Annotated in this window: 13 protein-coding genes; 11 read left to right on the top strand and 2 right to left on the bottom strand. The window is 34.3% G+C overall.

All coding sequences use genetic code 11. The annotated features are described in order from the left end of the window. Positions 1 to 429, bottom strand: coding sequence for a transposase (locus CJF12_RS10320; RefSeq protein WP_034682204.1), 429 nt, complete (start codon positions 427 to 429; stop codon positions 1 to 3). A gap of 577 nt (positions 430 to 1,006) precedes the next feature. Between CJF12_RS10320 and CJF12_RS10315 the strand changes: the two genes are divergently transcribed. From CJF12_RS10315 to CJF12_RS10285, 6 genes are all read left to right on the top strand, one after another. Further along, complete coding sequence (locus CJF12_RS10315) at positions 1,007 to 2,545, top strand: SulP family inorganic anion transporter (RefSeq protein ID WP_034682202.1); 1,539 nt, start codon at positions 1,007 to 1,009, stop codon at positions 2,543 to 2,545. Between the two features lie 711 nt (positions 2,546 to 3,256). Next, on the top strand, positions 3,257 to 3,811 hold the full coding sequence (locus CJF12_RS10305; RefSeq protein WP_034682199.1) for a TerD family protein: 555 nt from the start codon (positions 3,257 to 3,259) through the stop codon (positions 3,809 to 3,811). Positions 3,812 to 3,816: 5 nt separating this feature from the next. Then, positions 3,817 to 4,905 carry a toxic anion resistance protein gene (locus CJF12_RS10300; protein ID WP_051887194.1) on the top strand — a complete coding sequence of 363 codons (1,089 nt, stop codon included), beginning with the start codon at positions 3,817 to 3,819 and terminating at the stop codon, positions 4,903 to 4,905. Positions 4,906 to 4,944: 39 nt separating this feature from the next. Continuing rightward, positions 4,945 to 5,865 carry a hypothetical protein gene (locus CJF12_RS10295; RefSeq protein ID WP_131329499.1) on the top strand — a complete coding sequence of 307 codons (921 nt, stop codon included), beginning with the start codon at positions 4,945 to 4,947 and terminating at the stop codon, positions 5,863 to 5,865. A 240-nt stretch (positions 5,866 to 6,105) separates the two neighbouring features. Further along, positions 6,106 to 6,717: a TerD family protein gene (locus tag CJF12_RS10290; RefSeq protein ID WP_034682195.1), complete on the top strand. Its 612-nt coding sequence runs from the start codon at positions 6,106 to 6,108 to the stop codon at positions 6,715 to 6,717. Between the two features lie 250 nt (positions 6,718 to 6,967). Next, positions 6,968 to 7,930 (top strand): TerC/Alx family metal homeostasis membrane protein, encoded by a 963-nt coding sequence (locus CJF12_RS10285; protein WP_262485059.1) that lies wholly within the window; start codon positions 6,968 to 6,970, stop codon positions 7,928 to 7,930. Between the two features lie 233 nt (positions 7,931 to 8,163). Here CJF12_RS10285 and CJF12_RS10280 read toward each other — a convergent pair whose 3' ends face one another. Then, positions 8,164 to 9,162, bottom strand: a complete 999-nt coding sequence (locus CJF12_RS10280; protein WP_034682193.1) for a catalase family protein — start codon at positions 9,160 to 9,162, stop codon at positions 8,164 to 8,166. Between the two features lie 131 nt (positions 9,163 to 9,293). Between CJF12_RS10280 and CJF12_RS10275 the strand changes: the two genes are divergently transcribed. The 5 genes from CJF12_RS10275 to CJF12_RS10255 all read left to right on the top strand — a co-directional run bounded on the left by CJF12_RS10275 (position 9,294) and on the right by CJF12_RS10255 (position 13,222). Next, the gene (locus CJF12_RS10275; protein ID WP_051887193.1) at positions 9,294 to 9,728 is read left to right on the top strand and encodes an FKBP-type peptidyl-prolyl cis-trans isomerase; all 435 of its coding nucleotides are present in this window, start codon (positions 9,294 to 9,296) and stop codon (positions 9,726 to 9,728) included. Between the two features lie 164 nt (positions 9,729 to 9,892). After that, complete coding sequence (locus CJF12_RS10270) at positions 9,893 to 10,843, top strand: hypothetical protein (protein ID WP_034682192.1); 951 nt, start codon at positions 9,893 to 9,895, stop codon at positions 10,841 to 10,843. A gap of 67 nt (positions 10,844 to 10,910) precedes the next feature. Beyond that, positions 10,911 to 11,321: an Rrf2 family transcriptional regulator gene (locus CJF12_RS10265; protein WP_034682190.1), complete on the top strand. Its 411-nt coding sequence runs from the start codon at positions 10,911 to 10,913 to the stop codon at positions 11,319 to 11,321. Between the two features lie 59 nt (positions 11,322 to 11,380). Continuing rightward, entirely contained in the window at positions 11,381 to 12,034 is a 654-nt protein-coding gene (locus CJF12_RS10260) for an NAD(P)-dependent oxidoreductase (RefSeq protein WP_034682187.1), read from the top strand. Positions 12,035 to 12,046: 12 nt separating this feature from the next. Then, a complete protein-coding gene (locus CJF12_RS10255) occupies positions 12,047 to 13,222 on the top strand; it encodes an MBL fold metallo-hydrolase (RefSeq protein WP_034682185.1) in 1,176 nt (391 codons plus the stop codon). Positions 13,223 to 13,298 lie beyond the last annotated feature (76 nt).

The following is a 13,298-nucleotide window of genomic DNA, read 5'->3' as shown; positions in this document are numbered from 1 at the left end:
CTATTTATTAGGTGTATCAATTTTTTGCATCCAGCGGTGAAGCGTACTTTTAGGAATAGAATATTCTTTGATGACTTCACCCAGGCTCATTTCTCCAGATTGAATTCGTTTGATAATAAATTCTTTGATTTCCTGAGTGTAGATATTTTTTCGGAAATAAGGAATTTTCTCTGATTTCTCAGTGTTTTTATTAACTGCAGCTGGAGGTGCATATAAAATAAGGTGGGAACTGTATAGTCTGAAAAAGTCATATTCCAGTAATTTACTAAAACGCAGTAAAACCTCAGTGTCTATTGATTTGCTGACATAAACCTTTTCAACAAACTCTTCGTCTTTATTTAAAAAATTACAAATCCTTTCGATGGTAATTTCTTTATCTTCAACACGCTCTTTAATGAATTGTCCTATATGTATATCTTTGTATAACATTTACTAAATAAAAATTTTAATATTAATAATGGGGGCATTAAGAAAGATTATGTTCTCCTGTTTGATATATTTTGAAATAGGCATTAGAATAGCAAAACTTAGAGTTTGAAAAACTTTGCAAAGTAATTGTTCATTACAGCTTTATCGATAACTCGGTCAGTTATGTAGTCTTTATTTAGTATGTGATGTATTTCAGATTGTATATATCTATAAGTAGAAATAATATATCACCTAAAGCTTTTTCATGTAATTTTTCTTTATATTATTGAATATGGTTGATTAATTTTTTAACATTTAGGTCAATTTGCTCAAATATTATTTACAAATTAAAGATATATAAGAAATAATCAACCTATTAGCTCCCAAATATAGAAAAAATAGAAATCGAACCAAAAGATAAATCGAAAAATATTGTTAAAAAATGTTTTTTACGGAAAAATTAAGGTTTTAATCCTTTGTGTTTTTAATAATATAACTTTATTTGTGAATTATTATGAATAATGCTTATTCGTTTATGCAATTTTGAAAATTTGATGATTAGTTGTAATATTTCAAGTATTTACCTTTGCTCAGAATTATGGATACCTATACAAATATTTTTAGTTTCTCTAAAAAAATAAATTATAAGAATGAACTGTTAGCAGGGTTTACCGTAGCCATGACGATGATTCCAGAATCTCTTTCATTCGCTATCCTGGCAGGTTTATCGCCCCTCACAGGACTATATGCTGCCTTTCTTATGGGGCTGATTACGGCTGTTTTTGGTGGACGCCCAGGAATGGTTTCCGGTGGTGCCGGTGCAACAGTGGTAGTGTTGATTGCTTTGGCCAAATCTCATGGAGTGGAATATTTGTTTGCAGCAGTAGCTCTTGCCGGAATTTTCCAGATCTTGGTAGGTGTTTTTAAGCTGGGGAAATTTGTCCGTTTAATTCCTCAACCTGTTATGTATGGATTTCTAAATGGTTTGGCGGTTATTATTTTTATGGCTCAGGTTGAACAATTTAAAATGACAGATAGTAATGGAGTGGTAAGCTGGCTGCAGGGTGCTTCTTTATATAATATGGCCGGACTCACAGCTCTAACTATTGGTATTGTTTATTTTTTTCCAAAGATTACCAAAGCGGTTCCTGCTTCTTTAATTGCTATCATCATTGTATTTGCTCTGGTTTTTGGATTAGGTATTCATACCAAGACCGTGGGGGATATAGGACATATCAGTGGAAATCTGCCTCAATTTCATATTCCGAAAGTTCCCTTTTCATTAGAAACACTAAATATTATTTTTCCATATGCTTTGATCATGTCGGGTGTAGGATTAATAGAGTCTTTACTTACCCTATCTATGGTTGATGAAATTACCAATTCCAAAGGGAATGCGAACCGGGAATCCATAGCCCAGGGAATTGCTAATATGACCAATGGTTTTTTTGGAGGGATGGGAGGCTGTGCCATGGTGGCACAAACTTTAGTTAATCTCAATGCCGGCTCCAGAGCCCGATTATCAGGCATTATTGCATCCATTACGATTCTGGGTATTATTTTATTTGGAGCTCCCTTTATTGAGAAGATACCAATGGCTGCTCTTGTGGGGGTAATGATGATGGTTGCCATAAGTACTTTTCAATGGGTTTCCATTAGGATTGTCAATAAAATGCCTAAGTCTGACATATTTGTTGGGATAACGGTGGCTTTAATAACGATTGTATTACACAATCTTGCTTTGGCTGTTTTAGTTGGCGTAGTGATTTCTGCTTTGGTTTTTGCATGGGATAACGCAAAGAGAATCAGGGCGATAAAATATATTGATGACAACGGGGTCAAATATTATGAAATATTTGGGCCTTTATTTTTTGGCTCTGTCACTGCATTTGCAGATAAGTTTGATCCGGCCAACGATCCGGATAAGGTAATCGTAGATTTTAAGGAGAGCAGGGTTGTTGATATGAGTGCCGTTGACGCGTTAGATAAACTCTCTAAGCGCTATCACCAATACAATAAAACATTGCATTTGCGCCATTTAAGTGAAGACTGTAGAAAGATCCTGAAAAATGCAGAAGCAGTCATTGATGTGAGCATCCAGGATGACCCTACCTATAAAGTAATGCCTGAAAGGTGAGGCTATTTTTTAACCTGAATTCGGATAAGAGAGGGAGTGGTCAGATCGAATATTTTCGAAATACAGACTGAAAGTCTGCAAACGTAGTTCAGAACAAAAGCCTATTCGAAATGACCGTAGTAAGATTCAAAGATCTTTAATCCGAAGTCACGTTATTTTAAATATTCTGACTAAACAAGCATTTCAATAATTTCGAGATCATAATTGAAATATTACATTGACAAACTTATTAAAAGTTTGTCTTTCTGTTTTTGGGTTAATTGTAAAATGCAAAATTGATGAAACATCTTTCAAAATAAATATGTTTTTTTAGTTAAAAGTTAAAGACTGAAATCTTAAAAAGTTATAAAAAAAGAGGCATTAATTTTAAAAAAATTATCTTTGGGTGGAATTGAAAAATATTGATAAAAGCTAATGATGAAAACATGAATCCATGTAATTGATCGTTTTCAAGAAAAGCTTTATATAAAACTTAATGAGCATCATTTTGAAAACAGATATCGACATCCATAGCTATCATCATTTTTCCTTTGATCTTTGGCTTACCCTAATAAAATTTCATCCTGAGTTCAAGTAATTTTGAATATCTTACGTCTATACTAAAAGAGAACATATGGGTGATCAGCTGGAATTGACAATCAGCAATTATTATTTAATATAAAAGAATACGGAAATATAACATAAACACTTTAACACAAACAGAATTATATTATGGCTATTAATTTGCAAAAAGGACAAAGAGAAAATATAAATGCACCAAAATTTACTGTAGGTTTAGGATGGGATACTAATAACACTTCTACAGGAGCAGCTTTTGATTTAGATGCTTCTTTATTTTTATTAGGAGAAAACAAAAAATTGGTTTCAGACAATCATTTTGTTTTTTATAACAACCTTGAGTCTCCTGATAAAGCAGTACTTCATACAGGTGATAACCTAACAGGTGATGGCGATGGCGATGATGAGCAGGTTAAAATTGATTTAACGAAAATTGATCCTGCTGTAAAAGAAATTATCGTTGTTGTTACAATTCATGAAGCTGAATCAAGAAAACAAAATTTTGGACAGGTAAGAAATTCTTTTATCAGAATTTTTAATTCGGATACGAATGAAGAGCTTTTAAAATATGAACTGGATGAAGATTTCTCTATTGAAACGGCTGTTGAATTCGGAAGAATTTATAACAGAAACGGAGAATGGAAGTTTGAGGCAGTAGGAAATGGGCAAAGAGAGGGACTTGAGAAGTTTGTATCAATTTATCAATAATAATTATGTCAGATATTCAACCAATCCCCAATCCCAATCCCGGTTTAGTCGATAGAGATGGAAACGTGAATTTAGAAAAATTAGCAGGAGAAGAGCGCCAGAAATATGAAATGATGGCAAATTCTATTGATGAGACCAATCCCGGCTCTATTGTTAATTATGGATCTGAACTTCAAAAAACATTAGCCAACCAGAGTGATAGCTTTTTAGGAAATGTCAGAAGATCAAATTCAGGAGAAGTAGGTGAGCTGATTAATAATTTATTGATCGAACTTAACTATGTAGATGTAGATGAATTGAATGGAAATAAAGTCAAAGGCTTTTTGAGCAGGCTTCCATTCATGAAGAAAATGATGACGCAGGTAGAAAATCTATTTACCAAATACGATAAGATTGTCAACAATATTGACCAAATCTCTTATAAAGTGAATGCAGGAATTATCACTTCTACAAAAGATAATGCTGTATTACAAACAATTTTTGACAGTAATGTAAACTCTATCAAGCAGATTGAAGATCTTGTGATTGCAGGAAATCTGAGAATGCAAAGAGCTTCTGAAGAGCTTGCTGAAATGGAAGCAAATGTTGAGAATTATGCCGATTATCAGATTGCTGATAAAAGAGATTTTATTGCAAGATTAGACCGCAGAATGGCAGATCTTAAAGTGGTTCGTTTGATTATAATGCAGTCTCTTCCACAAATCAGATTGGTACAGAATAATAACGTTTCAATTGCAGAGAAAGCGCAGACTATTCTTACCACGACTTTACCGGTGTGGAAAAATCAGCTTTCACTGGCAGTGGCGATGCACAGACAGCAACAAAATATAGAAATTCAGCAGAAAGTATCTTCTACAACAGAAGAGATTTTGAGAAAGAATGCTGAACGTCTTGGACAGAACTCAAGAAATGTGGCGAAGGCCAATGAGCAAACCATCGTATCTGCTGAAACATTGAAAGAAACGACGTCAATGCTTATTAACACGTTGAATGAAGTTAAACAGATCCAGAAACAGGGAGCGGAAAACAGAAGAAAACTGGATCAGGATCTTCAGACGTTGGAAAGTGAATTGAAAGCAAATATTAGAGGTTAATAACAGAATATACCAGTGGATGATGAAGCAGTAATCATAATGTCTCAAAGTAAAAGAAGATTAACAAGACTTAAACTTCTTTCAAATTTCTTTGAAAATGTTGATATAATATCCATTTACATCAAAACAGATATTATACATAACTTATTTAACGAAAACAAGACACTGGATTATCAGAAGCTTGAGTTATTCCACCTGCAATATACGGACAGCCTGATAGAATTGTTGACCAAAATTAAAAAGAAAAAGGAAAACGATTTGCTGGCTATTATTAATGAGATTAATATCAACAATCAATACATTTCGTCTTTTGAAGAAAAGAAGATTGATCATTTTGAAACAGACCGGAAAATCTACAGTGGTATATTTTCCCAGCATTTAAGAAACCTGTACAAGGATCTTACAGAAGATCAATCCAGATTAAACTGGAATGATGTTTTGTATTTTCATAAGCGATATGCAACAGAATTTTACAGAACCGAAGCTGATGAGTCAAAGCTGAAATTACCACAGGCGCCGTCTTATCAGTATCAGGACTATTCAATCGAAAGAAAGCTTTTGGGTAAACTTAATATTCAGAATTTTAAAGTTCGTTTCATATGCGGGTATCTTATTGATAAGAACGAATATGAACTGTTCAGATTTTTTCAGTCTGATGAGCATTTTATTTTTAATGTTGAAGAAAAGAGATTATATCTGATTCGTGAAGAACTTGCTTCTTTGGATACATCGGGAAATGAATCCAATCAGGTTTTAATCATGAATCAGTTGAAAAAGAAGAATGAAGAACTGGAAGAAAGTATTGGTGAAAGAAAGCGAAGCTTACCGGAAGATGTGGAGTCTGTTTTAAAGGACTATCTGCGAAATTTAGAAAGTGTTGATATCATGAGTAAAATATTTGACGTCAACGAAGAAACCAATATTCTTCGGGCGATGCTTAATTTGAATTTGAATAATTGATAAGGGCGAAAAGGCGGAATTGCGAATTTGGTAAACTGTAAAATCGTTTAAATACTGCTAATTATAAAAGGGAGTATTTCATTGTAACGATTCTGCAAATTTGCGATTTAACAATTTAGCAACTTAACATTCATAAAATAATTAAAAACCACTACCATCAAAATAAGGTAGAATAGAAAGCGATTTTGCAATTCAGCAGTTTAGCAATTTTGCTATTAAAAAAATAACTAAAATATAAAGATGGCTATTAACTTACAAAAAGGTCAAAGAATTAACCTGACAAAGGAAAACGGAACGACCCTTACCCAAGCTTGTGTTGGAATAAACTGGGGGGCGATCGAGAAAAAAAGCTTCTTCTTTGGAACTAAAAAAGAGGCAGTAGACTTAGATGCGAGCTGTATCTTATATGATTCAAATAAAAATCCGACTGAAGTTATTTACTTTGGAAACCTGAAATCTAGAAATGGTTCAGTAAGACACAGCGGAGATGATTTAACTGGTGATGTAGATGGTGATGATGGACTTGATAATGAAGTGATTATGGTGGATTTCAATCAATTGGATACTAGTGTTGAGCATGTTGCTTTGGTGCTTAATAGCTACAGGGGGCAGGACTTCGGAACCATTCCTTTTGCTTCGATCCGTATCTACGAGGGAACACCTACGAATGTAAAAGAAGTTTTTGCCAAATATGATATTGGGAACGACAAATCTTTTAGCGGGCATGTTGCTATGGTAATGGGTGTCTTTTATAAGCGAAATGGAGAATGGAAGTTCAATGCTGTTGGAGATCCTACTGCTGACAGAAAACTGGAACAGACTATTCAAACAGTTCAGCAAAAATATTTATAACAATATAGAATAAACAATTGATATTCAAGAGGCAAAAAATCTGAACGATTTTCTAAAATTGGTTAAGATGGAATTGACTTATTATTGAAATTAATTGTATTTATGCAATAGTAAAAAATAGCAATACTTGTACTTTGTGCAGCTATTGCTTTTATCGTATAATAACAGATAATAAAAAGTGGAAAAACATCAAAGTATTTTAGAGCTGCATCCCGGGCTGGTGTGGGGATTTGCGATAACAGTTGTTGTCATGTTACTTCTGGATTTAGGAGTTTTTAATAAAAAGAGCCATGAGGTTTCATCCAAAGAAGCTACGATATGGTCAGTGATATGGATTTCATTATCCATGATTTTTTCAGGAATTGTATACTGGGTCTTCAACCAGTCGGATGGCCATGCCCTGGCAATAGAGAAATTTACTCAATATCAGGCTGCCTATTGGATTGAAAAAGCTCTTTCTGTAGATAACTTATTCGTATTTATTCTCGTTTTTGGCTTCTTTAAAGTTCCAAAATATTTGCACCACAAAGTCTTGTTTTGGGGAATTATTGGGGCGTTATTATTCAGGGCCATATTTATTTTTGCCGGAGTTGGTCTTATCAACCTGACTTATCTGCCTGAGATGCACATTTTAGGTAAAGGAGTGCATATTAATGTGGTGATGATGTTGTTTGGTTTATTCCTTGTGTATGCAGGTATTAAATCATGGGGCGACGGAGGTGATGATGAAGATGAAGATTTCAGTAATACAGCAGGAGCGAAACTGATCAAAAGTTTCTGGAAAGTTTCAGATAATTATGACGGGGATAAATTTTTCACTGTTAAAAATGGAATTAAAATGGCAACACCACTTTTAGTTGTGGTGGGAGTAATTGAGTTTACAGACGTGCTTTTTGCGGTAGATTCGATTCCTGCAATCTTTGCTATTTCCGATGATCCGTTTATTCTTTATACTTCTAATATTTTCGCTATTTTAGGACTTAGATCATTATATTTCCTATTGGCGAATTTCATTCATATGTTCAGCAAGCTGCCATATGGTTTAGCTATTATCTTAACTTTCATTGGAGTTAAAATGTTGATAGCACCGTGGATTCATATTTCGTCTCCGATTTCGCTAGGAATTGTTGGTGGGGTATTGATCATCTCAGTTGTTTTGTCATTGATATTCCCGGATAAGGAGGAAGATGAAAAAGAAAAGCTAGGAGAATAATAATATTATAGAAAAGAAAATAATAAAAGAAAGCGGTCTCAACAGTGAGATCGCTTCTTTTTTGTTTTAGCCACGAATGCAGGAATTCATTTATTGGTGTATTGGTGGCCAAAAATTTTACTTAACATGAGTTTTCATGTTTTAATTTCTAAGTAGAAGAGGAAAATGGTTCTAATCTTTTAATTTTTAAATCTTTGAATCCTTGAATCCTTGAATCATAAATAATCACAAACTTATCCATGTAACAATTTATTGATTTTTCGTCTGGTCTGTACCGAAACTTTATACGCTTCATCACGTAGCTTTTGTATTTTTCCTACAGGCTGGAAAATTGTTTTGCTTTCAAACGGATTAAAAGATAGCAGTTCATTATCGCTGGTAAGGGGATCTGATAATGTATTTTTTTCGATTTTCACCTCTCCGATTTTTATAAAAGGTGAGTTTTTCCATTCACGATTGAGTTTATTGATAGGCTGATCTTTCAAATTATAGCATAACTGGATCAATACATCTGCTGTATAATCATGTGAGCTAAAATAGCTTTCAATAGCCTCCTTTGTACTTATTTTTTTTCCAAAGTTCTTTTCAGGAGATCTTGGCTTGAGTTTTATTTTGATCATGTAGTCGCCCAGACGATAAGCCCCGACAGAATGATAATCGAATGATAGAAAAAAGTCATTTCTTTTACCGATCAGTCGGAATGTATTTTTTAAAAAGGAATAAGTGAATACGGATGGTATTGCTTTAATCATTTGGATCATTAATGGAAATAAACTACTCCATTTGTTAATGAAAAAATGATTAAGTGAAGTAAATAATTTTAAAAAGGTACTGACTGAATTTACAGGAAATAAAGGGAAATTTACTAATGGATAATTGGCCAATAACTCTCCGTTTTCATCTTTTATCTTCACTGAAAAGCCATAAGCAGGGAAGTCTTTTTTAGACTTCTTTATTTTCATTTGTGCATTGGAAAGACGGATAATCAGTTCGTATTTTTCATTATCGAAAAAAGGGAGAAGCGCATCGGGGATTTCTGAATTCACCTTAAACGTTCCTTTTAAGACAGCATAGGTTTTCGCATGGGCATTCCTTGTAGCATAATTCACATCACTGATGGTAGATGACTGTTCAACAAAATCCGAAATACTTTTTTTGTTAATTTCAAGGAGTTCCTTTTCCTCCTCGGTCAGTTCATTAAATTGCTTATTATATAATTTTGGACTTGGCATTAATTTTTAAATTCAATTATAACACCAAGTTTTGGATTCCATGTTAAAATAATGTTATTTTAGTGTTTCATCTTCTTTAACAGGATTGTTTCAATGTTTTTAGAAAGTTTATCTTTGTAAAAAAATAAGTAATGGGAGTAGCAGATATGTTATTTAAACGCAAAAAAGAATTGGCTGAAAAGAACCTGAATGCTGGAAAAGCTTTCATGGAAGAAAATGCTAAAAAAGAGGGAGTTGTAACATTACCAAGCGGTTTGCAATACGAAATTATTACGGAAGGTAATGGTGCGCAACCCAAGGCAAAGGATACGGTTAAATGCCATTATCATGGAACTACAATTAATGGTGATGTTTTTGACAGCTCTGTAAAAAGAGGAACTCCTGCATCATTTCCATTGAACCGTGTTATTTCAGGATGGACGGAAGCGCTTCAACTGATGCCTGTAGGAAGCAAATGGAGATTATTTCTTCCTCCAAATTTAGCCTATGGTGAAGAACAGATCAGCAAAGAAATAGGACCTAATAGTACACTTATTTTTGAAGTTGAATTGTTGGGGATCAAATAATGATCTTATTAAATAAAGCTTAAAATTTACCTGATTTTCGGGTAAATTTTTTTATTTATATTAAATTCGTATTTTAGATTTAAGTTGATTGAACAGCTTGGAGATTATTTTAAACCATAATCTGCTGTGTTTTTGTAATTAACCTATTGCACAAAATAGACTGAATGAAAAAGCTACTTTACCTTTTTGCTATTTTTAGCATCATAACTTCATGTGTTTCAAAGAAAAATCAGGCCATTAAGCAGAATATTCTCACATTAAAGGACAGCTATTGCAAAGCGCCATTCCAATATAATTATACCAAGAAACTTCCATCTTATAATTCAGACTCTATTTTAGCCGCTAATAAGGAGCTTAAAAGCACGTTTTCTGATCAAAGTATTCTTATTTTAAATGCTTTGGATAATCTCGATGAGGTGAATAAAATTATGGAACTTAAAAAAGATTCTTCATTAAGTGCCCAGGTTAGGGTGTTACAGCTAAAAACGAAAATCAATAGTAAGATTACCATTGCACTGACAGAGCTGGATGCAGTAGCCGCAGAATTTGATTGTGAAGGAGAGCGGGTGGCGCAGATAGGAAGTTATGTGGATAATCTCAACGCTTCCAGAAATAACAAACTTATCTTATACTCTATTGCCGCAGGGGCTGCAGCATCTATTGCGGGTGGGATAGTGAAAGACCAAGGATGGAGTAGTGCTATAGATATTAGCGGGGGTGCTTTAGGAGCTGGTTTTGGTTTGGCAACACTTAATCCTAAAGGGAAAAAGGTTGAATTTATTCATCAGCGGAATCTGCTGCGCGACATCTGGCGTGAGAAACTGGAGTCTCCGAATTTCCCACCGTTTATTTGGTACATGTATACCGAAAAGAAATTTTCCAATAAAGAAGCTTCTTCCATTATCCGGAATATGAAACAACGATGGCTGCATTATCAGTTTGATGACAATAAAAATGCGGCGGATAGTTCTGTAATTTTTAGTGATGGCGGATTTTACCGTGCAGATGATCTCCAGAATCGGGCTGCCATGCTGAATCAAATGCAGTCTGCAACACGAACGATTAATCAAAATATCAATTATCTTTTGCTGGATTTAGACAAATTGATTCTTTAAGAAAAATTTAACTGTAATAATATTTGTTACAGTTAAAAATTTGTTTTACCTTTGTCATGTAATTACAATGAACAATACAAGATTTGCTACGGCAGTACATATTATGACCTTATTGGCTGAAAGTCCTCAGGAGTGGTTAACTTCTGAATGGATGGCAGGGAGTATTAATATCAACCCTGTAGTCGTTCGTAAAGAAATAGGTGTTTTAAGAGCAGCCGGTTTGGTCATTAGCAGACAAGGAAAAGAAGGCGGGAGCCAGCTTTCCAGAAGTGCACAGTCAATTAGTATTTCCGAAATTTATTCAGCAGTAAAAAATACTGAAGTCCTCGGAAAGAAAAATCAAAATCCCAATCCTGCGTGTACTGTAGGAAAGGAGATTAATAATCATTTGAATACATTATTCAATGAAACAGAAGAGTTGGTAATTCAATTTTTAGGAGATAAGACATTGCAGGAATTTTGTGATCAATTCAAATAAAATTTTTTTACCCTTAAATGTAACGAACTTTATTACAATTAATTTTAAAAATAAATATTATGAAAAAAGTAGCAGTAATTGGTGCGACAGGATTTGTAGGTTCGCATGTTGTGAAAGAATTAGAAAACAGAGGATATGAGGTTGAAGCTATTGTAAGAGACGCTTCTAAAGTTGAGCAGAATGAAAAAGTAAAAGCAAAAAGCATTGATGTAAATAATGTAGGTCAATTAGCAGAGGGTTTACAAGGGGCCGATGCGGTGATCAGTACATATAATGCAGGATGGACCAATCCAAACCTTTACCACGATTTTCTGACAGGTTCTGAAAATATTGAAAAAGCTGTTGAGCAATCAGGCGTAAAAAGATTGATCGTTGTAGGTGGGGCAGGAAGTCTTTATACACCAGATCATGTTCAAATTGTGGATACTCCAGATTTCCCTGAAGCGTATAAACCGGGAGCAACGGCAGCAAGAGACTATCTTAATAAGATCAAAGAAAACAACACATTAGACTGGACGTTCTTTAGTCCGGCCATCGAAATGAATCAGGCCAATGTAGGAATCAGAACAGGAAAATACAGAACTTCTTTAGAAACTCCGGTTTTTGATGAAAACGGAAGAAGCATTCTTTCAGTAGAAGATGTAGCGGTAGCTTTGGTAGACGAATTGGAGCAAAATAATCACATCCGTGAACGTTTTACTGCTGCATATTAATTAAGATATAGAATGATGTTAAGAAAGAAATTATTATCATTACTTACCTTAATGGGTTTTATAAGCTTTGGATTAGCAGGAACGCTGAAGATAAAGGTCTATAATCCGGGGACTAAAGCTATTTTTCCGATCACATCGACTATAGTTTATGGAGATAAGGATGCCATGCTGATCGATGCCCAGTTTCAAAAGCAATATGCAGAGCAGTTAGTTAAGGAAATCAAAGCGACGGGTAAAAATCTGAAAACAGTTTTTATTTCACATAGTGATCCCGATTTTTATTTTGGATTGGATGTTATTAAAAAAGCATTTCCTAATGTGAAAATTATATCCACAGCCCAAACTGCTTATCTGATTTCAGCATCAAAGGATGATAAATTAGCAGTATGGAAGCCGCAGTTGAAAACAGATGCACCCTCTAAAATTATCATTCCGGAAGCCGTCAATACCATTCCTGATCTGGAAGGGAATAAAATTGAGATTAAGCAAAACCCTGAAGATCCGGCTCACGGTTTTCTTTGGATTCCATCATTAAAAACAATAGCAGGTGGAATCTCCGTTTCCATTGATTCCCACCTATGGATGGCAGATACACAGAATAAAGAAGCGCTGGATCAATGGATTGGTCAAATTGATGCGATGAAGGTATTACAACCACAACAGGTCATTCCCTCTCATTTTGCAAAAGAGAACCTGAGTCCGCAATCATTGGACTTCGTTAAGAATTACCTGGAGAATTATAAGAAAGCAGTCACGGAAAACAAAACTTCAGATACCATTGTACAATACATGGTTAAGCAATATCCAGATCTTCCGGGAAAAGATGAGTTGGAAATGGGGGTAAAGGTATTTCTGGGTGAGATGAACTGGGATTTAAAATCTCCTTATCCGGCTATCGGACGAAAAGTTGACGTGGATTTCGGAAAAGGAAAATTTGTATTGGATTATAAAGATAATCAAACGATGTCTTTTACAGGAACCGGGAGCTTTAAAGGAATTTCCGATACGGTTCAGTATACGGCTACAGAAATAGCGAAAAATATATTCATGGTCTACTGGCATGAACCGAAGACCGGAGAAAATGTTACTCATATTCAGGATTATAATAAAAATATCATCTATACGAATATCGCTGGTAAAGATGGATCATTCAATCATTTCAAAGTTCCATTCAAAATTTTAAAATAATAGATATAAAAACTTGGCTGCCAGATGGCAGCCAAGTTTTTTAATTAAAGAGATAATGTAATCATTAGTTTTATCA

Origin of the sequence: Chryseobacterium piperi (assembly GCF_002285635.2) — a bacterium.
Lineage (GTDB): Bacteria > Bacteroidota > Bacteroidia > Flavobacteriales > Weeksellaceae > Chryseobacterium > Chryseobacterium piperi.
Note: the sequence above shows the minus strand (reverse complement) of the source record. Positions and strands in the feature narration are given on the sequence as shown.

Bases quoted from the DNA above. Each gene is read 5' to 3' on its own strand.
- CJF12_RS10265 (WP_034682190.1), top strand. From the start codon at position 10,911: ATGAACAATACAAGATTTGCTACGGCAGTACATATTATGACCTTATTG.
- CJF12_RS10300 (WP_051887194.1), top strand. From the start codon at position 3,817: ATGTCAGATATTCAACCAATCCCCAATCCCAATCCCGGTTTAGTCGAT.
- CJF12_RS10280 (WP_034682193.1), bottom strand. From the start codon at position 9,162: ATGCCAAGTCCAAAATTATATAATAAGCAATTTAATGAACTGACCGAG.
- CJF12_RS10315 (WP_034682202.1), top strand. From the start codon at position 1,007: ATGGATACCTATACAAATATTTTTAGTTTCTCTAAAAAAATAAATTAT.
- CJF12_RS10255 (WP_034682185.1), top strand. From the start codon at position 12,047: ATGATGTTAAGAAAGAAATTATTATCATTACTTACCTTAATGGGTTTT.
- CJF12_RS10270 (WP_034682192.1), top strand. From the start codon at position 9,893: ATGAAAAAGCTACTTTACCTTTTTGCTATTTTTAGCATCATAACTTCA.
- CJF12_RS10260 (WP_034682187.1), top strand. From the start codon at position 11,381: ATGAAAAAAGTAGCAGTAATTGGTGCGACAGGATTTGTAGGTTCGCAT.
- CJF12_RS10275 (WP_051887193.1), top strand. From the start codon at position 9,294: ATGGGAGTAGCAGATATGTTATTTAAACGCAAAAAAGAATTGGCTGAA.
- CJF12_RS10305 (WP_034682199.1), top strand. From the start codon at position 3,257: ATGGCTATTAATTTGCAAAAAGGACAAAGAGAAAATATAAATGCACCA.
- CJF12_RS10295 (WP_131329499.1), top strand. From the start codon at position 4,945: ATGTCTCAAAGTAAAAGAAGATTAACAAGACTTAAACTTCTTTCAAAT.
- CJF12_RS10290 (WP_034682195.1), top strand. From the start codon at position 6,106: ATGGCTATTAACTTACAAAAAGGTCAAAGAATTAACCTGACAAAGGAA.
- CJF12_RS10320 (WP_034682204.1), bottom strand. From the start codon at position 429: ATGTTATACAAAGATATACATATAGGACAATTCATTAAAGAGCGTGTT.
- CJF12_RS10285 (WP_262485059.1), top strand. From the start codon at position 6,968: ATGTTACTTCTGGATTTAGGAGTTTTTAATAAAAAGAGCCATGAGGTT.